Origin of the sequence: uncultured Streptococcus sp. (assembly GCF_905372115.1) — a bacterium.
Taxonomy (GTDB): domain Bacteria; phylum Bacillota; class Bacilli; order Lactobacillales; family Streptococcaceae; genus Streptococcus.
The window spans coordinates 1-20,515 of sequence record NZ_CAJPNR010000036.1; the positions used below are offsets into that span (position 1 = coordinate 1).

Here is a 20,515-nt window from a genome sequence, read left to right on the forward strand (position 1 = left end):
TTTTTTACTTTGTTTTTTCTCTAATGTATGCCCCAAGTCAATGATATACTGCTTCAAGGAGTCTTTGACCTGCGGATGCTTGAGGGCGTAGTCGATTGAAGTCTTCATAAAGCCGAACTTGTCACCGACATCATAGCGATCGCCCTTGAATTCGCGAGCGAAGACGCGCTGCGTCTTGTTAAGAGTATCAATCGCATCGGTCAGCTGAATCTCATTTCCAGCACCTGGCGCTTGTTTTTCCAAGATTTCAAAAATTTCTGGTGTCAGCAGGTAGCGGCCGATAATAGCCAAATCACTCGGTGCATCTTCAGGTTTTGGTTTTTCGACGAAAGTTTCCACGCTGTAGAGACCTTTGACACCTTCACCTTGAGGGGCAATCACACCATAAGAGGAAACTTCATCATGAGGGACCTGCATGACAGCGATGGTAGAAGCATGAGTAGCCTCGTAGTCATCAATCAATTGCTTGGTCAGCGGCACAGCCTTATCATTGGTGATGTCCATAAGGTCATCGCCAAGCATGACAACGAAAGGCTCGTTTCCTACGAAAGCCTTGGCCTGAAGGACAGCATCTCCCAGTCCGCGCGGATGGCTTTGACGGATGAAGTGCAGACCGATACCAGTGGTTTCATCAACTAATTTGAGCAAATCGTCTTTACCCTTTTCTTTGAGATTGTATTCTAATTCAAAGTTTGAGTCAAAGTGGTCTTCGATGGAGCGTTTTGATTTACCTGTGACAACTAGAATATCTTCAATTCCAGATTTGAGAGCTTCCTCAACGATAAACTGGATGGTTGGCTTGTCAACGATTGGCAACATTTCTTTGGCTAGTGCTTTAGTAGCTGGCAGGAAGCGGGTTCCGAGACCAGCTGCAGGGATGACGGCTTTCTTAACTTTTGACATAATTATTTCCTTTCTATTAGAACGAAGTCCATTCGTTCTCAGCCTTGAATTCATTGTTCATAATTTCATAAATGGCTTCTTTGATATTCCAGTTTTGATAAATAACCTTATAAATAGCCTGTGTAATCGGCATATAAACATCGAGCTCTTGGGCCAGTTCATAGGCAGCCTTGGTGGTGGAAATTCCTTCGATAACCATGCCCATATTGGCTTCAATATCAGCTAACTTCTCGCCGCGTCCTAGAGCATTGCCGGCCCGCCAGTTGCGGGAGTGGACAGAAGTCCCTGTGACAATCAGGTCACCGACACCAGATAGGCCGCTGTAAGTCAGAGGATTGGCTCCTAACTTGACACCTAGACGCGTGATTTCTGCTAGACCGCGTGTGATAATTGCGGCCTTGGCATTGTCACCATAGCCTAATCCGTGGAGAGCACCGGCTCCGACTGCGATGATGTTTTTCAGAGCGCCTGCAGTCTCCACTCCGATAACGTCGGTATTGGTGTATAGGCGGAAGTAGTGATTGCTGAAGAGCTCCTGCACATACTTAGCTGTTTCCAGATCCTTAGAAGCAGCGGTGATCAGGGTAATATCGCGTACAATGGTTTCCTCAGCATGGCTGGGACCTGAGACAACGACAATCTCGCTGCGTAGCTCTGCAGGGATTTCTTCTTCCAGGATAGTTGAAATCCGTTCGTGAGTATTGGGCTCTAGTCCCTTGGAGGCGTGCATGATTTTTACCTTGTGGTCCAGAGCTTGAGCTACTTGTTTGGCTACCAGACGGGTTACCTTGGTCGGCACGACAAAAAGCACGGCATCCGCATCTTTTAAAGCTTCTTCTAGGTCATGATAAGCCTTAATCTTTTCATCCAGTACAATATCTTTGAAATAGCGTTTATTGGTGTGTTCGTCGTTGATTTCGTTGATTTGCTCAGCGATATTTCCCCAAATACGAACCTCATGTCCGTTGTTATTTAACACTTGTGATAAGGCCGTTCCCCAAGAACCAGGACCAATCACAGCAACTCGTTGTTTATCCATATCTTCTCCTTATGATGAAATTCCGAGTCTGAATTTAAATCGGTTTTAGAGTCTATATCTCATTTTACCATATAATATAAGAAATTTCTTGCTTGACATTGTTTTTATGTGTGATATAGTAAGGAAACTAAGTCAAATAAGAAAAAAGTAGGAGGAAGCATGTTTTTTAAAAGTCTATTACGGTATAAATGGTATGTCCTGAGTTCGCTTTTGATGACCTCGCTGATGATTGCCAGCTCTCTTTTACTGCCCTGGTTTTTAAAACACATCTTAGACGCTTTGCAGGAGCAAAATAGCCAGACTATCTACAGTATGGGCGGTTGGCTGATTGGCATCGGTTTTGTCGGACTGGTGGCAGGAGGGATTAATGTGACCTTGGCGGCTTACATTGCCCAAGCTGTTTCATCGGATCTCCGTGAGGAGACTTTCCGTAAGATTCAGACCTTTTCTTATGCCAATATCGAGGAATTCAACGCTGGAAATTTAGTCGTGCGGATGACGAATGACATCAATCAGATTCAAAATGTGACTATGATGCTCTTTCAAATTCTTCTTCGCTTACCCATCCTTTTTATCGGTTCAGTCATCCTGGCCATTGTGACCATGCCCTCTCTCTGGTGGATTATTTTCTTGCTGATTTTACTCATAGCTGGTCTAACGGCTGTCATGATGGGGATGATGGGCCCTCGTTTTAAGAAATTCCAGACTCTTTTGGATAAGATTAATGCCATTGCCAAGGAAAATCTTCGTGGTGTGCGAGTGGTCAAGTCCTTCGTTCGGGAGGAAGACCAGTTTCATAAGTTCAGTCAGGTGTCTGATGAACTTTTATCAGAGAATCTTTATATCGGCTATGCTTTTTCAATCATTGAGCCAATGATGATGTTGGTCGGCTACAGCTCTGTTTACTTGGCTATCTGGACTCTATCTGGCATGATTCAGGCGGAGCCAGGACTGGTCAGCTCTATCGCTTCTTTTATCGGTTATCTGAGCCAGATTATTTTCACTATCATTATGGTTGGCTTCTTGGGAAATGGTGTGACGAGGGGGATCATTTCTATCCGTCGGATCAAGGAAGTATTGGCAACGGAGCCAGCTATGGCTTTCCCAGACTCGCCAGATGAAGAATTAGAAGGCAGCCTCAGCTTTGAGCATGTGACTTTTTCCTATCCCAATGATGACGAGCCAATGCTAAAGGATATCAGCTTTGAGGTTGAGCCGGGGCAAATGATTGGCGTTGTCGGTGCGACAGGTGCTGGTAAGTCTACCTTAGCCCAGTTGATTCCCCGTCTTTTTGACCCGCAGGAAGGTTCTGTCAAGATTGGCGGCCGAGATTTGCGAGAGCTTAGTCAGGGAACTCTTCGCAAAAACGTTTCCATCGTGCTCCAGCGGGCGATTCTATTTAGCGGGACCATTGCGGACAATCTCCGTCAGGGCAAGCTCAACGCTTCGCTACCTGAGATGGAGCGGGCGGCTCGTATTGCCCAAGCCAGTGAATTTATCAGCCGTATGGAAGAGAGTTTTGACAGTGCAGTGGAGGAGCGTGGCAGTAACTTCTCTGGCGGTCAGAAGCAGCGGATGTCCATTGCCAGAGGTGTTGTCAACAATCCCAATATTTTGATTTTAGATGATTCGACCTCAGCCTTGGATGCCAAATCGGAAAAGCTGGTTCAAGAAGCCTTGAACAAAGAGCTGCAGGGAACGACGACAATTATCATTGCTCAAAAGATTAGCTCTGTTGTACATGCAGATAAGATTCTGGTCTTGGATCAGGGTCGGCTGATTGGCCAAGGGACGCATGCGGAATTGGTCGCCACTAACGATGTCTACCGTGAAATTTACGAAACTCAGAAAGGAAAGGAGGACTGAGATGCGGACGATTGCATTTTTCTGGCAATATTTTAAGCGTTACAAATTATCCTTTGTCATTGTCCTTTTGATGATGATAACAGCGACTGTTTTTCAGGTCCTTTTTCCGGTTTATGTCGGTCAGGCTGTTCAGCATTTGGTTGAGTTGGGACGTGCTTTTGCAGAGAAGGGTGAGACTGATCAGATTCTGTCGACTTTTGGCAGCGTCATGGGCAGTGTATTGGTATCCTTTGTCTGCCTGTCTGTTTCTAGCCTGATTTACATGCTTTTGATGACCCGAGTTATTGCCCATTCGACCAATGAGATGCGCAAGGTCCTGTTTGGCAAGCTGTCCAAGATGACAGTTGCTTTCTTTGACCGCCATCAGGATGGAGACATTCTGTCGCGCTTTACCAGCGACTTGGACAATATCCTGCAAGCTCTAAATGAGAGCATGATTCAGGTGATGAGCAATGCCTTGCTCTATCTGGGGCTCGTGATTATCATGTTTGTCCAAAATGCTAGATTAGCCTGGATAACGGTAGCTAGCACACCGGTTGCTTTTCTTCTTCTAGTGGTCATTGTTAGGCTGGCTCGGAAATACACCAATCTTCAGCAAAAAGAAGTCGGCTGCCTCAATGCTTATATGGACGAGACCATTTCCGGTCAGAAGGCTGTTATCGTTCAGGGAATGCAGGAGGAGGTCATCAAAGGTTTTATTGAGCAGAATGACCGAGTACGTTCAGCAACTTTTAAAGGCCGGACCTTTTCAGGCCTTCTCTTCCCTATCATGAACGGGATGAATTTGATTAATACAGCCATTGTTATTTTTGTTGGATCGGCTGTCTTACTAAGCGACCCTAATGTTGAAACGGCTGTTGCAGTTGGCCTGATTACCACCTTTACTCAGTTTTCTCAGCAGTATTATCAGCCTATCATCCAGATTGCAGCCAGCTGGGGCAGTTTGCAGTTGGCTTTTACAGGGGCTGACCGGATTCAGGAGATGTTTGATGCGCCAGAGGAAGTCCGGCCAGAGAATGCCCCTACTTTCACAGAGCTTACAGACTCCGTGGAGATCAAGCATGTGGACTTCTCATATGTAGAAGGCAAGCCTATTCTCAAAGACGTATCTATTTTAGCCCCTAAGGGCAAGATGACGGCTGTTGTCGGCCCGACTGGTTCAGGTAAGACGACCATTATGAACCTGCTCAATCGTTTTTATGATGTGGATAGTGGCAGCATTCAGTTTGACGGTCGCGACATTCGGGACTATGAGCTGGATAGCTTACGGAGCCATGTGGGCATTGTCTTGCAGGATTCGGTGCTCTTTAGCGGTACGATTCGGGACAATATCCGCTTCGGGGTACCAGATGCCAGTCAGGAAATGGTCGAAACGGCTGCGCGTGCGACTCATATCCATGACTATATCGAAAGTCTGCCAGACAAATACGATACCCTGGTAGATGATGATCAGAATATTTTCTCAACTGGGCAGAAACAGCTGATTTCCATTGCTAGAACTTTGCTGACGGATCCGCAAGTCTTGATTTTGGACGAAGCGACTTCCAATGTCGATACGGTGACGGAGAGCAAGATTCAGCAGGCCATGGAAGCAGTTGTAGCTGGCCGAACTAGCTTTGTCATTGCTCACCGCCTCAAAACTATCCTCAATGCAGATCAGATTATCGTCCTCAAAGACGGAGAGGTTATCGAACAGGGCGATCATCACCAGCTCCTCAAACTCGGTGGCTTCTATTCGGAACTCTATCATAACCAGTTTGTCTTTGAGTAGCTAGTTAGTTTTGCAGCTGGATAATCAGCTAGGCTTTTAAAATATTAAATAGAAAATTTAAAAAATCCAGCGGGTTTCTGTTCCTGCTGGATTTTTAATTAACATCAAAGTAGTGATTATTTCACATGTTTAGCTAGATCCTCTTGGGCCTTTTTATTGGATTCCTCTTTTTCTTTTTTCCACTTTTCTTGGGCCTTTTGATAGTCTTTAGTCGTGACAATCTCATCACTGATTTCCACGTATTTATGGTAGTTGGCATCTTTTGTACCTGTTTGAGCATAAGAGTTTGTAAATGGCACAATCCGAGAAATGAATGGTGCTGCTCCTCTGCTGCTCATAGTTGGCACAACGAGGGCGCTATCTGTCAGCCATGCTTGAGCTGCAGCATATTTTTCATAACGCTTGTCAACATCTTGTGTTTCGTTTCCGGCCTCTTCGACCAGTTTGCTATACTCATCTAGTCCTACAGCTTTAGCAGCAGCATTGTCTTTGTCTTCAAATCCAAGGTAGGTTCTGGTCTGAGTGCTGTTACCTGGAACTAAAATGTCCAGATAAGTAGATGGATCTTGGTAGTCTGGCTCCCAGCCAACGAGACCGTTGATATCCCAGTCTTCCTGGCTAGCAGCTTCAGCATTGAAGGTGATGTTTAGTGCTTCGTCCTCAGACAGCATCTGCAGGTCTACAGAGACGTTGTCCTTGCCTAAAGCCTCTTCTAGTGACTGTTTCAGAGATTGCATGCGGTTGACGAAGTTAGTAGAATTCTGAGCGACAGGAACATCTAGGTGAATTGGGAATTGTACGCCTTCATCTGCAAGAGTCTGCTTGGCTTTGGCAAATTCCGCTTTGGCTTTGTCAGTATTGTGGAGACCGTCTTGACCGTCATCCAGCTTGATACCTTTCCACTCGTCACCATAGGAAGCCAGTGATTCTTCGACCAGAGTGCCAAATTCCTTGCCATTGGCTTGTACGAAGGTTGGCGGAACAAAGAGATTACGGACAGCTGGCTTGGCTGCATCTTCTCCGTTGACCTGAGCTGAATAGCTTTCGCGGTTAAGGGCAAAGGCTAGAGCTTGGCGGAAGTCCTTGTTTAGCAGAGCTTTTTTGGTAGCTTCATTTTGTTCATCGCTGGTTTTAGAAGTGTGGTTATAACTTTGACGGTCAATGTTAAAGCTGATTAGACCGACACCCGCTCCTGCTTCTGTCATGAAGATATTATCTTTGTATTTCTCAGCGATTGAGGAATAACTGGAAGTGGCTGGGTAAAGTCTTGCCAAACTGTAGCCGCCATCTCCAAAGGTCCGCGCTAATGAATCTTGGTCAGAACCATCGTAGTAAGACAGTTTGACGCCATCAATCTTAACCTTGTCCTTATCCCAGTAGTTAGGGTTCTTCTCAAATTCGACAGAGGATTTAGAAGTAATGGATTTCATGATAAATGGACCGTTATACAGAATGGAGTCGGCTTTGGTTGCCTGACCGAATTCCTTGCCTTGCTTTTCTAGGAAGGCCTCGTTGACCGGCATCATAACACCTGATGTTGTTTTAGAGTTCCAGTAGGTTTCAGGCTTGTTGAGTGTATATTGAACCGTATGATCGTCCAGTGCCTTGACTCCAACAGCTGAAAAGTCTTTGTTGGTACCGGCTGCATATTCACTCAGCCCCTTGATAGAATCTTGGATAAGAGGGAGAGCGTCTGATTTGACATCAGCAGCATGTTTGATACCTGCCACAAAGTCCTGAGCCGTGACATCTGCGTATTCTTCGCCATCAGCGGTATACCACTTGGCGTCTTTGCGCAGCTTATAGGTATAGACGAGACCATCTGGAGAGACTGTCCAGTCTTCTGCGATAGACGGAGCTAAGTTTCCATATTTATCATTTTCCAGCAAGCCATCTACACCATTTGTAGTCAGCTCGTGGGTAGACACCTTTGCCGACTGGATGTAGTCCAAAGTCGTTGGATCAGACGTAAAGACATAGCTGTAGATTTTTTTGCTGGATTGGGAACTTCCGCCTCCAGAGCAAGCTGTAAGTAAGCCGACAGAGAGCAGAGTGAGCCCTGCGGCAAGAAGAATATTTGATTTTCTCATAGGGACCTCCAAGTCATGAGTTTTTACACTGCTTATTATAACAAATTTCTGCCAAAAGTAAATAATTTTCTGATAATTCTGAAATGTTTTTCTAAATTTTAAAAAAGAGATTTATAGTGTTGCATATTCTGATAAAAAATTTTTATAACCAGCTTTAAAAAAATCTATTGGACGGCTTCGCAGAGGAGTGGTAAGATATACTATATCAAAATAAGGGGGAATCACGGTATGTGCAGAACGATTGTTGGAATTTCAGCCAATCTTTGTCCAGTAGATGAAGCTGGAAAAAATATTCACACCTCTGTATCACGCAAGTTTGTGGACGGCGTACGAATGGTTGGTGGCCTGCCGATGGTGATTCCCGTTGGAGATAAAAGTTTAGTTCAGGATTATGTGGAAACGATTGACAAGCTGATTTTGTCAGGCGGGCAAAATGTTCACCCGCAGTTTTATGGGGAAGAAAAGACCATCGACAGTGACGACTACAATATTGTTCGCGATGAGTTTGAGTTGGCTCTCTTGAAAGAAGCTCTGCGCCAAAACAAGCCAGTCATGGCTATTTGCCGCGGTCTGCAGTTGGTAAATGTTGCTTTTGGCGGTACTCTTAATCAGCATATCGAAAATCACTGGCAGGGCTTGCCATTTGGTACTTCGCACTCCATTCGCACGGAGAAAGACAGCGTTGTGGAGCGTTTGTTTGGTCAGGCTAGCCAGATTAATTCGGTTCATCGCCAAAGCATCAAGGACTTGGCACCTAATTTCCGCGCGACAGCTTTTGACCCAAGAGACAATACCATCGAAGCGATCGAATCGGTTGACAATCATCGTATCATAGGCCTTCAATGGCATCCGGAGTTTTTAATAAACGAAGAAAAGGGCAATTTGGAGCTGTTTCAGTACCTCTTGCAAGAGCTGTAAAAAATAATTTCATTTTTTTAAGTTACTTTTAGGAAAATTTAAGATAAGTGTTCTATACTAAGACCATAAACAAAGACCTCCTAACTTTGTTTAGAAATCCTAAAACTTTTCTTTTTCATAATAATCTCCCTATAAGAACCGCCCAATTGGCGGTTTTTTTGCGAATTTAGTATAATAGGAATAGAAAAAATAGAAAAGAGAACTGCATGAAAATTCGCGGATTCGAGCTGGTGTCCAGCTTTACAAATGAAGATTTGCTGCCTAAGAGAGAGACAGCTCACGCAGCTGGCTATGATTTGAAAGTGGCAGAGCGTACCCTCATTGGACCATGGGAGATTAAGCTGGTTCCGACTGGTGTCAAGGCCTATATGCAGCCGGGCGAGGTGCTCTATCTTTATGATCGCTCGTCCAATCCTCGTAAAAAAGGCTTGGTCTTGATTAACTCCGTTGGGGTCATTGACGGCGACTACTATGGGAATCCTGGAAACGAAGGGCATATCTTTGCTCAGATGAAAAACATCACAGATCAGGAAGTCGTCCTCGAAGTTGGGGAACGTGTGGTTCAGGCTGTCTTTGCACCATTTCTGATTGCAGATGGAGATGAGGCAGAAGGCGTGCGGACCGGTGGATTTGGGTCGACAGGACATTAATATGAAAATCATTTTTATCCGCCACGGAGAGCCAGATTATTCACTTTTGGAAGAGGCTGGTTACACTGGCTTTGGACTAGATTTGGCTCCTTTGTCAGTTGCTGGTCGCCAGATGGCGACAGAGGCCGCTGCTAATCCTTTGTTAGAACAGGCGGAAATTTTGATCTCCTCTTCTGTGACGCGAGCTTTGGAGACGGCTTCCTATTTGATTCGAGACCGCCAACTGCCGCTTTTTGTGGAGCCTTTGCTGCATGAATGGCAGGTATATGAGAGTGGTATAGAAAAGTTTGAGCAGGCTCGGGAGTTGTTTTTTGAAAATAATGGTTGTCTCCCTGCAAGAAGTCCTGTCCAGTATGAAACGGCTGAGCAGATGAAAGCCCGCTTTTTCAGTGCCTTAAGCAAATACAGAGACTACGAGACGGTAGCTCTTGTAGCCCATCGCATGCTCATCCGCCAGTTTGTAGCTGATCAGCAGATTGATTTTTGCCAGTTTATTGAATATGAACTGAAGTTTTAATGTTTCGTCGTAAAAAGAATCTTAACAAAAGGATTTAGAGATAGAAGAAAATATGAAAGAATTTAAGAGCAAGGATTATGCAACAGAAATTCGTCAGAAAATTCCAGGCTACGATGTGATGCTAGATGTGATTTTCCGAGGAGTATTGCTTAGATTAGCCCCCAGTTTAAAAGTCGATAAGGTGTTAGCTTTAGCAAGCCAGACGGATGAGTTGAATGGTTTGGCATCCTTATTTCCTAAGGCAGGGTTGACGGTTGTGGAGCCAAGTGAGGCGATGCTGCAAGAGCTTAAAAGACAGGTTTATCTGCCTCAAGCGGAGTATCTTAATAGTCGATTTGAAGAAGCAATACTGCCCTCTGATTATCAGATTTGTTCTTGCTTGCTAGTGTTGCAGTTTGTTGAAAATCCCAGCTTTTTTCTTCGAAAAATTTATGACTCTTTAAGTGACGGTGGCCTTCTGATTCTTAGCTTTTTTTCCAACCAGCAACTAGGCTATTGGAAAACACTTGCTTCAGAGCTAGGAGCCAATCAGCAACAAATTCAGCGTACTTATGAGAATCAAGCTAGTTTGATGAATACCCTCTCGCCTCAAGAAGTTGCAAACCTACTAGAAGAGGCTGGCTTTACTAACATAGAGCAAGTGTTTCAGGTCTTATCTACTTTTGTTTGGATTATTAGAAAATAAGGAGAATCACCATCGCTAAGAAAAGAACAACCTTTGTCTGTCAAAATTGTGAATATCATTCGCCTAAGTATCTAGGCCGCTGTCCCAACTGCGGCTCTTGGTCTTCTTTCGTTGAGGAAGTAGAAGCTGCAGAAATCAAGCATGCCCGTGTTTCCTTGACAGGCGAAAAGACCCGGCCCATGAAGCTGGCTGAGGTCACTTCGATTGATGTCAACCGGACCAAGACAGAAATGGACGAGTTCAATCGTGTGCTGGGTGGTGGCGTAGTGCCTGGCAGTCTGGTCCTGATTGGCGGGGATCCTGGTATCGGGAAGTCCACCCTGCTTCTGCAGGTATCTACCCAGCTTTCTCATCAGGGCACAGTCCTTTATGTCAGCGGGGAGGAATCAGCTGAGCAGATTAAGCTACGGGCGGAACGGCTTGGTGATATTGACAGTGAATTTTATCTCTACGCCGAGACCAATATGCAAAATATCCACACAGAGATTGAGAAAATCAAGCCAGATTTTCTGATTATCGACTCTATACAGACGGTCATGTCACCGGAAATTTCCAGTGTTCAAGGGTCTGTTTCTCAGGTCCGAGAGGTGACAGCTGAGCTTATGCAGCTAGCCAAGACCAATAATATCGCGACCTTTATCGTTGGTCACATGACCAAGGAAGGAACCTTAGCTGGCCCCCGAACGCTAGAGCACATGGTGGACACAGTACTTTATTTTGAGGGCGAACGTCAGCACACTTTCCGTATCTTGAGAGCAGTCAAGAATCGCTTTGGCTCAACCAATGAGATTGGCATTTTTGAAATGCAATCTGGTGGGCTAGTTGAGGTTATCAACCCCAGTGAAGTCTTTCTGGAAGAACGTCTGGACGGCGCGACAGGCTCTTCTATCGTCGTGACTATGGAAGGAACGCGGCCGATTTTGGCAGAGGTACAGGCTTTGGTGACACCGACCATGTTCGGCAATGCCAAGAGGACCACGACTGGTCTAGACTTTAACCGAGCCAGCCTCATCATGGCAGTTCTGGAAAAGAGGGCAGGACTCCTCCTGCAAAATCAAGACGCCTACCTCAAGTCTGCTGGCGGCGTCAAGCTAGATGAGCCAGCGATTGATTTGGCAGTAGCGGTAGCCATTGCTTCCAGCTACAAGGATCTGCCTACAAATCCTCAAGAGTGCTTTATCGGTGAAATTGGCCTGACTGGTGAAATCCGTCGGGTTAATCGCATAGAGCAGCGCATCAACGAAGCAGCAAAGCTGGGCTTCACCAAAGTCTACGCTCCTAAAAACTCTCTGAACGGTCTCAAAGTTCCAGACAATATCCAAGTCATCGGTGTGACGACGATTGGGGAAGTCTTAAAGAAAGTATTTTCCTGATTTAACAGTATTGCGAAAAGTTATTGTGCGTGCTATAATATTGCTAGAAAAAATAGGATTTGTCTGGAAATTCCTATAAGTTGTTTTTCCAGATTTTTTAGGAGGATAATCAACCATGGTAGATCATCGTATGAATGTTTCTATTACCAATAATGCTCAATTTCCTTTGGCGGAGATTGCCTTAGATGCATCAGAGTCTGTTCGTATTCAGACCGGGAGCATGATATACCACACTCCCAACGTTGTCTTAAATGCTAAAGTGAATGCAGAGTCTCAATCAATCTTTGGCAAGGCAATCCAAGCTGTGGGCCGTTCTATGGCTTCTGGCGAAGGAGTGTTTATCACTGAAGCAACTGCTCAATCAAATAACGGTCGTCTAGCCTTAGCGCCTAATGTACCTGGTCAGATTGTTGCTCTGGAACTAGGCGAAAAGCAATACCGCCTTAATGATGGAGCTTTTCTGGCTATGGATGGTTCTGCCTCTTATACTTTGGAGAGGCAGTCGGTAGGTCGAGCTCTCTTTGGTGGTCAAGGAGGCTTTTATGTGATGAGTACCCAAGGTCAGGGAACACTCTTGGTAAATTCCTTTGGCTCGATTCAAAAGGTTGAGCTACATAATGATAGGATAACGATTGACAATGCTCACGTAGTAGCATGGAGTCGAGAGTTGGAATATGATATTCATTTAGAAAATGGTTTCTGGCAGTCCATGGGGACTGGTGAAGGAGTGGTTAATACCTTCTATGGAACTGGGGAAATTTACATCCAAAGTCTCAATATTGAAACCTTTGCTAATGTTCTTCGCCCACATCTACATATTGACAATTCTTGAAAAATTTCAGAAGAGACTGGAGGGTCTCTTATTTTTTTGATGCTTCAGTTTTCCTTTGTCCAAAATATATGAAAATGTTATAATCAAGTCATAATAAGAAGGAGGTATTTATTATGCGATTTTCTATGGATAGTAATATGCAGTTTCCTTTGGTTGAGTTGTCGCTCAATCAAGGTGAAACCGTCTTTATCCAGCGTGGCAGCATGGTCTACCACACGCCTAATGTGACTCTGAATACTCAGCTAAATGCCAGCGGTTCTGGTTTGGGACGTTTTGTCAAGGCTGTAGGGCGGTCAATGGTTTCTGGTGAAAGTACCTTTATTACTCAGGCTGTTGCCCAGTCTGATAATGGTTACCTTGCTTTAGCGCCAGATTCTCCTGGTCAAGTCATTCCTCTTCAGCTAGGCGAAAAGCAATATCGGCTGAATGACGGTGCCTTTCTAGCTCTTGATGGTACAGCTTACTATACCATGGAGCGTCAGTCTGTTGGGAAAGCCCTCTTTGGCGGTCAAGGCGGTTTCTTCGTCATGACGACCCAGGGTCAGGGAACTTTATTGGCTAATGCCTTTGGTTCTATTAAGAAACTTGAGCTTCATAACCAAGAAGTAACAATTGACAATGCCCATGTAGTGGCTTGGAGCCAGTCTTTGAATTATCATGTTCATTTAGAAAATGGCTTCTGGCAGTCTATCGGAACAGGTGAAGGAGTGGTCAATACCTTCCAAGGTACTGGTGAAGTCTATGTGCAAAGTCTCAATCTTCAAACCTTTGCAGGCTCACTCAGCAAGTTTATTCCAAGAAGCTCATAAGAAATAAAACTAGGACAGAAGACCAGATTAGATGCTGGGTTTGACTGTCCTATTTTTTTGAAACAAAGTCGAGAACTGACAAATAGCAGAAAAGATGGTAAGATAATATAAAATTATTTGAATATCAAAGTACCAGTAAAAGGTTAGGAGAATAAAGTGACAATTACTATAAAACTTTACCAGAAATCGGATAAAGAGGCTGTTTTAGGATTATCAATTCAGGCTTGGTCTCCAGTTTTTCCAAAAATGGAAACAGGAGTTCCTAAGTTTGTTTATGACAATTTTTATCCTCAAGGGTGGGAAACAAGGCAAATCAATGATCTAACAACGGTCTTAGATGAAGAGAGTCAGTTTGTCTGGTTAGCTTTTCTGGAGGAAGAATTAGCTGGCTGGATTCACATTCGCTTGCACCCTGAGGATAAGATGGGTGAGATTTATATCCTAGCTGTTGCTCCAAGATATCAGCGTCAAGGTATCGGAAAAGCGCTCATGACCTATGCTTGTGATCAGATTAAACAAAAAGGAATGGAAATGGTCATGGTTGAGACGGGTGGTGATCCAGGTCATGCACCGGCCCGTAAAACCTATGAGAACTTTGGTTTTGAACAATGGCCCGTTGCTCGCTACTTTAAGAAGTTATAACTAATGGGTCTTTACCAACAGTAGTGGGTGATAACAGCTAGCACAGAGAGCAGTTCATATAGGTTCTCTCTTTTTTGAAGTTAGGGAAGTTCTAAAGCCAAAACCTGGTATGATAAGGTTAATTCGTTTGGATGTCAAACAATATAATTAGTCAGGAGTCAAAATGTCATATTTTGAAAACTTTATGAAAGCCAATCAAGCTTATATCGATCTGCATGGAACGGCACATCTGCCGATCAAGCCCAAGACCAAGGTAGCCATTGTAACCTGCATGGACTCTAGGCTCCACGTGGCTCAGGCTCTAGGACTGGCACTAGGAGACGCCCATATCTTGCGCAATGCCGGTGGTCGGGTAACAGAGGACATGATTCGCTCACTGGTTATTTCGCAGCAGCAGCTAGGAACGCGGGAAATCGTAGTTTTGCATCATACAGACTGCGGGGCACAGACATTCAAGAATGAGGAGTTTACGGCCTATCTTCATAAAGAACTAGGTGTGGATGTCAGTGATCAGGACTTTTTGCCCTTTACAGATGTAGAGGAAAGTGTGCGCGAGGATATGGTCTTGCTGCGGCAGTCACCGCTGATTCCAGCTGATGTAGAAATCTCTGGAGCGGTTTACGATGTAGATACTGGTCGGATGACAGTTGTTGAGGAATAGTTAGGAAGTCAATTTCTTTGTCTGCGCATCGGCATTGAAATTGGCTCCTTTTTTATGTTAAAATAGAGAAACGATTTTAATTAGTTAGGACAATGTTATGATTCTTTCCATTATTTCTCAGGGATTGGTTTGGGCCGTTTTAGGTCTAGGTATTTTTATGACCTTCCGGATTCTGGGCTTTCCTGATATGACGACAGAAGGCTCCTTCCCCTTGGGCGGGGCGGTGGCTGTTACCTTGATTACCAAGGGAGTCAATCCTTTTCTGGCAACAGCAGCAGCCGTTTTAGCGGGCTGTGCAGCGGGTGCAGTGACAGGTCTGCTTTATACCAAGGGGAAAATTCCTACTCTGCTTTCTGGGATTTTGGTCATGACCTCCTGCCACTCTATCATGCTGATGCTGATGGGTCGTGCCAATCTAGGGCTTTTAGGAAGCAGTAAGATTCAGGATGTTCTGCCATTTTCAGGGGAAGTCAATGACCTGCTGACTGGTTTAATTTTTGTCAGTTTGGTGATTGTAGCCCTGCTCTTTTTCTTGGATACCAAGCTAGGGCAGGCTTATATCGCGACCGGAGATAATCCAGACATGGCTCGCAGTTTTGGGATCAATACTGGCCGTATGGAGCTCATGGGACTGATTCTGTCAAACGGCTTGATTGCTCTGGCTGGAGCGCTGATTGCCCAGCAGGAAGGCTATGCAGATGTTTCCCGCGGGATTGGAGTAATCGTAGTTGGTCTGGCCAGTCTTATCATTGGCGAGGTACTCTTTCGTAGTCTGACCTTGGCAGAGCGGCTGATTACCATTGTGGTTGGTGCGATTGCCTATCAGTTTTTGATCTGGGGCGTTATTGCTCTCGGGTTTAATACCAACTATCTCCGTCTCTATAGTGCGGTGATTCTGGCCGTCTGTCTCATGATTCCAACCCTGAAAAATAAATTCTTTAAAGGAGCCAAGTTAAGCAAATGACAGCGATTGTAGAATTAAGAAATGCAACCAAGCTTGTAAAGAGCGGCTTTGATGAAGAAAAAATCATCCTAAATGATGTTTCTTTAGACATTCACGAGCATGATTTTATTACGATTTTAGGTGGAAACGGTGCAGGGAAGTCAACCCTGTTCAATGTCATTGCCGGCACTCTCCCTTTAACCAGCGGCAGCATTCATATCTTGGGGGAAAATGTCACTCATTTTTCACCAGAAAAGCGGGCCAAGTACCTGTCCCGTGTCTTTCAGGATCCTAAGATGGGAACAGCTCCGCGTATGACAGTGGCGGAAAATCTTCTCATTGCCAAATTCCGAGGCGAAAAGCGTGGTTTGGTGCCCCGTGGGCTCAACAGTTATAAGGAAGAGTTTCAGGCGACGATTGAGAAAATCGGCAATGGTCTGGATAAGCATCTGGATACCCCGATTGAATTTCTTTCTGGCGGGCAAAGACAGGCTTTGAGTCTGCTCATGGCAACGCTCAAGCGCCCAGAACTTTTGCTTCTGGATGAGCATACTGCGGCGCTGGATCCTAAGACCAGTGTAGCCTTGATGGAGCTGACCAATGAATTTGTCAATCGTGACCGCCTCACAGCTCTTATGATTACCCATCACATGGAGGATGCCCTCAAATACGGCAACCGACTAATCGTTATGAAAGATGGGCAGATTATTCAGGACTTAAACAAAGACGAGAAAGCCAAGATGACCATTGCAGATTACTATGGCTTGTTTGAATAGGCTTGCTCAGAGTTTCGTAAAAACAAGAGAAAGAATAGGTACTAAATAATGTACTGCTCCCACAAAGTTAGACAAATAATGATCAAAAGGCTCTAGTTCTCTATTCAATAGGACTTTGTTCTTTTTCTTTAAATTGCCCTAATAGATGAATAAAAACCGCTAGATTGCGGTTTTTTGTTATAAAAATAGTCTAAATTACTCATCTAAGCGAATAAACATCATTGCGTTAAGTAAGGAGATGAGTGCGACCGTATTAATATTATTGGAATAGATCAGTCTCTTGTTCTCAATGGGTGGAATAATAAAATTAGAAATGATGATATCGTAAGGTGATTCTTTTAAAGAATCGATTGATAGTTCTAATTTATTCCAAACTTCAAGTTCAAAATTGTTGCTGCAATAATAAGAAAGTGTCTCTGCTACTGATCTTGCATGATACTGATCAAAATTACTCATGACTAAAACTTTTAATTTAGGCTGATTTTGTAAAAGATTCAGCACTAAATGTTTGCTGTGAGTGATAAGAGTATAGGATAGATGGTTGACTTTCGTTGGTGTGCTATGGATATCCAAAGTCTCTAGATAATGTTCAATCCCTTCCTTTACCTCTGAAACAAAGCGAGGGAAAATATTTTGAAAGTTCTTGATTGTATTGCCTTTTTGATCAAACAGAATAAATTCTGTAGATAGTTCCTGGCGGTGCAGATGTGCTGTATTATGCAAATGCCAAATAAGATTGTCATTATTGTCTATTTTTAGATTATAATTGCTTTCTATCTGATCAATTAAATCACTTAATAATTGATACGAATTTTTTACATAGCTGTCTGTTTTTGCGCAGCTCATAAATAGATTTTCATCAATGAAAAACATTTTTTGAAAATAGGAGACAAATAGTTGACCTATCACTTCTTTATTCAAAGAGATATGGTATTCAGAATCAAAGCTCGCTACAATGTCTTCGATTCCTTCTGCCTGCATGAGAGATTCTAACAATTGATTGTTAAAAGAATCTTTCTCAACTTCCAAGAAATGACCAAACTTTATTCGATATAAATTTGTAACTAGGAGCAATTTTAACATTCTTTGAGTTGCGAAATTGACAGGAAATGCAGTTTCTTTATAAACCAGTGCTAACAGCTTACACAAAGGTTCTACTGAAAAATCTGTAAAGGGCCATTCAAGAAAATAATATTTTTCTGAAAAATATTGTGCAAAAAAATAACGGATATCAATCTCATCTCCAATAATCCGAGCAGGATTGAGACTAATTTTAAAATTATATTGTTTTTTTATAATTTTGTTAATATGACTGATTATACGATAGAGTGAGGAAGAGCTTATATAAAACTCTTTACAAATATTCTCAGTTTCATATCCTTCGTTAAAGAAGATGAATTCTAAAATTGAAAAATGGGTTGAATGCTTAAAAAAATGGTGATAGACCATCTCAATATCACTATCATCGGTATTAATGATACGTATGCCATTAGTAGACGAGTGAAAAATCAATTCAGGAAACGCAGACTTGACATGAGATAAATCATCTTTTACTGAACGTTCTGTACAATTCAATAGTTCAGCCAACTCAGAAATATGAAACCAGCGTTTGTTTTTAAATAGTAGTTCTAGTAGTTCTAATTGTCTGTGGCTCTTTTTAGACAGTAATTCTCGCATTAAAATATTATCTTTCTTTATATAGTGTTTTTATTATCAGGCAATTATACCATATTTTGTGCATTTAACCTCGTTTAACAACTCTAAAATATATCTAAAAATGCTGATAAAAGCCTATAGAACAAGGAATTCTTATCTTTGCGTATCTATAGTACAGATAAACGGAAAGAAAACCAAGTTGAATTATTATGTTTCCAAGTTGGAAAATTATATAATTATGTTAATCAAAAAATAATAGTAAAAAATATTATTAAACAATTTTGATTTAGAAAAAATTAGAAAGGAGAATCAATATGCTTTGGTCTATTATTGTTGGAGGAGTTATTGGTCTTATTGCTGGATCAATCACTAAAAAAGGCGGCTCAATGGGTGTTATTGCAAACGTTGTTGCAGGTTTAGTTGGTTCTGCTGTCGGTCAGTCACTTTTAGGAACTTGGGGTCCTAGTTTGGCTGGTATGGCCTTGCTTCCTTCTATCATTGGTGCAGTTATTGTGGTAGCTGTTGTATCATTTTTTGTAGGTAAAAAGGCATAAATTGTCTTTTTACTTTCAAAAAACAATTTAAAATTTAATGATGTGAGGATTCAATATGTCAAAATCAAGAAAAATACTTTCCCTTATTTTCTGTATTTTAATCTTGACAATTTTGATTCCTGTTTTGCTAGACTTTCATAAAGTCAGCGGTCTGGGGCTTCGGTTATTTAGCTGGAAGTTATTCACTTGGAAGCAGATTCCTTTTGTGGGCTACTATCTTTCTAGGTATGTTTTCTGGGGCACTGTGGTTTTAGCAAGCTTAATCTTACTACTGATGTTAGTGATAGTTTTTTATCCTAAGAGACGTTTGGAAATTCAGCTAGCTGATGCGGATGGGAAACTGATGCTGAAAAATTCAGCAATTGAAGGGTTTGTTCGTAGTCTGTTAACAGAACACGGTTTAATTAAAGATCCTACAGTTTCAGTAAATAGCCGTAAAAACAAATGCATGGTTTCCGTTAAAGGGGCAATCGTTCCTTCGGAAAACATTATCAAGAGAAGTCAGTTGATTCAAGAAGAAATTGCGTCTGGATTGACAGAATTCTTCGGAATCAATCATAATGTCAAGCTTAAAATTTCTGTCTCAGACTTCAAGCCAAAAGAAGCGGCTAAAAAAACTACTAGTCGTGTAAAGTAAGGAAGTAAAAAATGGAATGGTTTAAAAAATATCAATATCCAATCTTGTCTGGATTAGCAGGCATTATTCTAGCGTGTTTTATCCTATCCTTTGGCTTCTTTAAGACTCTATTTGTCTTGATTTGCGCTACTCTAGGGGCAGGAATCGGATATTATATTCAAAACAAAAATATATTTAAATAAGAATAAAGGAGTTTAACATGTCAAATAAAGATGTTAAAGATGTTGCAAAAAAAGAAGTTGCTCAAGCAGCTCACGAAGTAAAAGGTGAATTGACTTATGATGATAAGGTCATTCAAAAAATTATCGGCCTCTCTTTAGAGAAAGTTTCAGGTTTGCTGGCTGTTGACGGTGGCTTCTTCTCTAACATAAAAGATAAATTGGTCAACTCTGACAATGTCACTCATGGTGTTAATGTTGAAGTTGGTAAAGAACAAGTCGCTGTTGACTTGAATGTTGTTGCGGAATATCAAAAGAATGTTCCTGCTTTATACAAAGAAATCAAGAAAGTTGTTGTAGAAGAAGTTTCTAAGATGACTGATTTAGAAGTTGTTGAAGTAAATGTCAATGTTGTTGATATTAAAACGAAAGAACAACACGAAGCGGATTCAGTAAGCCTTCAAGACCGAGTGACAGATGTTGCTGAATCAACAGGTGAATTTGCTTCAGAGCAATTCGAAAAAGCAAAATCTGGCATTAGCGGTGGCTTCTCAGCTGTTCAAGAAAAAGTTGGCGATGGTGTAGAGGCTGTTAAAGACGCTGCATCAAATGAAAAAGCTCGCGTTCGTTAATTCTCTCACTAAGATTAGGAATTCTTATATTCTTTCATTTCTTTAAAAATGGAAACTAACAACGGAGGTATCAAATATGTCTACAGAAGAAAAATTCAACCAAGCTAAAGGTTCTGTTAAAGAAGGCCTTGGCAAATTAACTGGCGATAAAAAAACAGAAAAAGAAGGAGCTGCTGAAAAAGTAGTTTCTAAAGTTAAAGAAGTTGCAGTAGATGCCAAAGATGCTGTTGAAGGCGCAATCGAAGGCGTTAAAAATATGGTTAAAAAAGACGAAAAATAAAACCAATAGTTGATTTTCCTTATAAAAAAGTCTTTGTTAACTATAGTAACTAAAAAGAGAGAACATTTAATTGAACCGCACCCCAAAAGTTAGACAGAAAAAATCTAACTTTTGGGGTGTTTT

The 20,515-nt window shown here is 42.5% G+C and carries 22 protein-coding genes; 18 read left to right on the top strand and 4 right to left on the bottom strand.

What is annotated here, in order from left to right; genetic code table 11:
- A partial coding sequence (galU, locus tag QZ169_RS08910; protein WP_002893959.1) for a UTP--glucose-1-phosphate uridylyltransferase GalU occupies positions 1-903 on the bottom strand: 903 nt, incomplete at its 3' end.
- Positions 904-919: 16 nt separating this feature from the next.
- A complete protein-coding gene (locus tag QZ169_RS08915; RefSeq protein WP_295506463.1) occupies positions 920-1,942 on the bottom strand; it encodes an NAD(P)H-dependent glycerol-3-phosphate dehydrogenase in 1,023 nt (340 codons plus the stop codon).
- Positions 1,943-2,101: 159 nt separating this feature from the next.
- Between QZ169_RS08915 and QZ169_RS08920 the strand changes: the two genes are divergently transcribed.
- A complete protein-coding gene (locus QZ169_RS08920) occupies positions 2,102-3,808 on the top strand; it encodes an ABC transporter ATP-binding protein (protein ID WP_295506465.1) in 1,707 nt (568 codons plus the stop codon).
- Between the two features lies 1 nt (position 3,809).
- Complete coding sequence (locus QZ169_RS08925) at positions 3,810-5,579, top strand: ABC transporter ATP-binding protein (protein WP_295506467.1); 1,770 nt, start codon at positions 3,810-3,812, stop codon at positions 5,577-5,579.
- A 116-nt stretch (positions 5,580-5,695) separates the two neighbouring features.
- Here QZ169_RS08925 and QZ169_RS08930 read toward each other — a convergent pair whose 3' ends face one another.
- Entirely contained in the window at positions 5,696-7,669 is a 1,974-nt protein-coding gene (locus QZ169_RS08930; protein ID WP_295506469.1) for a peptide ABC transporter substrate-binding protein, read from the bottom strand.
- A gap of 228 nt (positions 7,670-7,897) precedes the next feature.
- Here QZ169_RS08930 and QZ169_RS08935 point away from each other — a divergent pair, with 228 nt between their 5' ends.
- The 11 genes from QZ169_RS08935 to QZ169_RS08985 all read left to right on the top strand — a co-directional run bounded on the left by QZ169_RS08935 (position 7,898) and on the right by QZ169_RS08985 (position 16,475).
- A complete protein-coding gene (locus QZ169_RS08935; RefSeq protein ID WP_002893948.1) occupies positions 7,898-8,587 on the top strand; it encodes a gamma-glutamyl-gamma-aminobutyrate hydrolase family protein in 690 nt (229 codons plus the stop codon).
- A gap of 206 nt (positions 8,588-8,793) precedes the next feature.
- Entirely contained in the window at positions 8,794-9,237 is a 444-nt protein-coding gene (locus QZ169_RS08940) for a dUTP diphosphatase (protein WP_295506471.1), read from the top strand.
- A 1-nt stretch (position 9,238) separates the two neighbouring features.
- Positions 9,239-9,754 (top strand): histidine phosphatase family protein, encoded by a 516-nt coding sequence (locus tag QZ169_RS08945; RefSeq protein ID WP_295506473.1) that lies wholly within the window; start codon positions 9,239-9,241, stop codon positions 9,752-9,754.
- Positions 9,755-9,806: 52 nt separating this feature from the next.
- Complete coding sequence (locus QZ169_RS08950) at positions 9,807-10,439, top strand: methyltransferase domain-containing protein (RefSeq protein WP_295506475.1); 633 nt, start codon at positions 9,807-9,809, stop codon at positions 10,437-10,439.
- A 5-nt stretch (positions 10,440-10,444) separates the two neighbouring features.
- Positions 10,445-11,812 (top strand): DNA repair protein RadA, encoded by a 1,368-nt coding sequence (gene radA, locus QZ169_RS08955; protein ID WP_295506493.1) that lies wholly within the window; start codon positions 10,445-10,447, stop codon positions 11,810-11,812.
- A 115-nt stretch (positions 11,813-11,927) separates the two neighbouring features.
- Entirely contained in the window at positions 11,928-12,644 is a 717-nt protein-coding gene (locus QZ169_RS08960; protein ID WP_295506477.1) for a TIGR00266 family protein, read from the top strand.
- 113 nt (positions 12,645-12,757) lie between these two features.
- On the top strand, positions 12,758-13,453 hold the full coding sequence (locus tag QZ169_RS08965; protein ID WP_125401782.1) for a TIGR00266 family protein: 696 nt from the start codon (positions 12,758-12,760) through the stop codon (positions 13,451-13,453).
- A gap of 156 nt (positions 13,454-13,609) precedes the next feature.
- On the top strand, positions 13,610-14,095 hold the full coding sequence (locus tag QZ169_RS08970; RefSeq protein ID WP_223321654.1) for an N-acetyltransferase: 486 nt from the start codon (positions 13,610-13,612) through the stop codon (positions 14,093-14,095).
- Positions 14,096-14,258: 163 nt separating this feature from the next.
- On the top strand, positions 14,259-14,756 hold the full coding sequence (locus QZ169_RS08975) for a carbonic anhydrase (RefSeq protein WP_295506480.1): 498 nt from the start codon (positions 14,259-14,261) through the stop codon (positions 14,754-14,756).
- 97 nt (positions 14,757-14,853) lie between these two features.
- Positions 14,854-15,720, top strand: coding sequence for an ABC transporter permease (locus tag QZ169_RS08980; protein WP_295506482.1), 867 nt, complete (start codon positions 14,854-14,856; stop codon positions 15,718-15,720).
- The gene (locus QZ169_RS08985; RefSeq protein WP_295506484.1) at positions 15,717-16,475 is read left to right on the top strand and encodes an ABC transporter ATP-binding protein; all 759 of its coding nucleotides are present in this window, start codon (positions 15,717-15,719) and stop codon (positions 16,473-16,475) included. The genes QZ169_RS08980 and QZ169_RS08985 overlap by 4 nt, the downstream gene beginning before the upstream one ends.
- Positions 16,476-16,670: 195 nt before the next feature.
- Here the strand turns inward: QZ169_RS08985 and QZ169_RS08990 are convergent, their stop codons facing one another.
- Complete coding sequence (locus QZ169_RS08990; protein ID WP_295506486.1) at positions 16,671-18,152, bottom strand: M protein trans-acting positive regulator PRD domain-containing protein; 1,482 nt, start codon at positions 18,150-18,152, stop codon at positions 16,671-16,673.
- Between the two features lie 293 nt (positions 18,153-18,445).
- On the opposite strand from QZ169_RS08990, the gene QZ169_RS08995 reads away from it, so the two are divergent.
- From QZ169_RS08995 to QZ169_RS09015, 5 genes are all read left to right on the top strand, one after another.
- Positions 18,446-18,685, top strand: a complete 240-nt coding sequence (locus QZ169_RS08995) for a GlsB/YeaQ/YmgE family stress response membrane protein (RefSeq protein WP_002899160.1) — start codon at positions 18,446-18,448, stop codon at positions 18,683-18,685.
- Positions 18,686-18,740: 55 nt separating this feature from the next.
- Positions 18,741-19,322, top strand: coding sequence for an alkaline shock response membrane anchor protein AmaP (gene amaP / locus QZ169_RS09000; protein WP_295506489.1), 582 nt, complete (start codon positions 18,741-18,743; stop codon positions 19,320-19,322).
- Positions 19,323-19,333: 11 nt separating this feature from the next.
- The gene (locus QZ169_RS09005; protein WP_002899156.1) at positions 19,334-19,504 is read left to right on the top strand and encodes a DUF2273 domain-containing protein; all 171 of its coding nucleotides are present in this window, start codon (positions 19,334-19,336) and stop codon (positions 19,502-19,504) included.
- Positions 19,505-19,521: 17 nt separating this feature from the next.
- Positions 19,522-20,112 (top strand): Asp23/Gls24 family envelope stress response protein, encoded by a 591-nt coding sequence (locus tag QZ169_RS09010; RefSeq protein ID WP_002907890.1) that lies wholly within the window; start codon positions 19,522-19,524, stop codon positions 20,110-20,112.
- Between the two features lie 76 nt (positions 20,113-20,188).
- Positions 20,189-20,392 (top strand): CsbD family protein, encoded by a 204-nt coding sequence (locus tag QZ169_RS09015; protein ID WP_002908609.1) that lies wholly within the window; start codon positions 20,189-20,191, stop codon positions 20,390-20,392.
- The last annotated feature ends 123 nt before the right edge of the window (positions 20,393-20,515 follow it).

Bases quoted from the DNA above. Each gene is read 5' to 3' on its own strand.
- QZ169_RS08950 (WP_295506475.1), top strand. From the start codon at position 9,807: ATGAAAGAATTTAAGAGCAAGGATTATGCAACAGAAATTCGTCAGAAA.
- QZ169_RS08935 (WP_002893948.1), top strand. From the start codon at position 7,898: ATGTGCAGAACGATTGTTGGAATTTCAGCCAATCTTTGTCCAGTAGAT.
- QZ169_RS08980 (WP_295506482.1), top strand. From the start codon at position 14,854: ATGATTCTTTCCATTATTTCTCAGGGATTGGTTTGGGCCGTTTTAGGT.
- QZ169_RS08960 (WP_295506477.1), top strand. From the start codon at position 11,928: ATGGTAGATCATCGTATGAATGTTTCTATTACCAATAATGCTCAATTT.
- amaP (WP_295506489.1), top strand. From the start codon at position 18,741: ATGTCAAAATCAAGAAAAATACTTTCCCTTATTTTCTGTATTTTAATC.
- QZ169_RS08925 (WP_295506467.1), top strand. From the start codon at position 3,810: ATGCGGACGATTGCATTTTTCTGGCAATATTTTAAGCGTTACAAATTA.
- QZ169_RS08990 (WP_295506486.1), bottom strand. From the start codon at position 18,152: ATGCGAGAATTACTGTCTAAAAAGAGCCACAGACAATTAGAACTACTA.
- QZ169_RS08945 (WP_295506473.1), top strand. From the start codon at position 9,239: ATGAAAATCATTTTTATCCGCCACGGAGAGCCAGATTATTCACTTTTG.
- QZ169_RS09005 (WP_002899156.1), top strand. From the start codon at position 19,334: ATGGAATGGTTTAAAAAATATCAATATCCAATCTTGTCTGGATTAGCA.
- QZ169_RS08920 (WP_295506465.1), top strand. From the start codon at position 2,102: ATGTTTTTTAAAAGTCTATTACGGTATAAATGGTATGTCCTGAGTTCG.
- QZ169_RS08995 (WP_002899160.1), top strand. From the start codon at position 18,446: ATGCTTTGGTCTATTATTGTTGGAGGAGTTATTGGTCTTATTGCTGGA.
- QZ169_RS08940 (WP_295506471.1), top strand. From the start codon at position 8,794: ATGAAAATTCGCGGATTCGAGCTGGTGTCCAGCTTTACAAATGAAGAT.
- QZ169_RS08965 (WP_125401782.1), top strand. From the start codon at position 12,758: ATGCGATTTTCTATGGATAGTAATATGCAGTTTCCTTTGGTTGAGTTG.
- QZ169_RS09015 (WP_002908609.1), top strand. From the start codon at position 20,189: ATGTCTACAGAAGAAAAATTCAACCAAGCTAAAGGTTCTGTTAAAGAA.
- QZ169_RS08930 (WP_295506469.1), bottom strand. From the start codon at position 7,669: ATGAGAAAATCAAATATTCTTCTTGCCGCAGGGCTCACTCTGCTCTCT.
- QZ169_RS09010 (WP_002907890.1), top strand. From the start codon at position 19,522: ATGTCAAATAAAGATGTTAAAGATGTTGCAAAAAAAGAAGTTGCTCAA.
- QZ169_RS08915 (WP_295506463.1), bottom strand. From the start codon at position 1,942: ATGGATAAACAACGAGTTGCTGTGATTGGTCCTGGTTCTTGGGGAACG.
- QZ169_RS08985 (WP_295506484.1), top strand. From the start codon at position 15,717: ATGACAGCGATTGTAGAATTAAGAAATGCAACCAAGCTTGTAAAGAGC.
- QZ169_RS08975 (WP_295506480.1), top strand. From the start codon at position 14,259: ATGTCATATTTTGAAAACTTTATGAAAGCCAATCAAGCTTATATCGAT.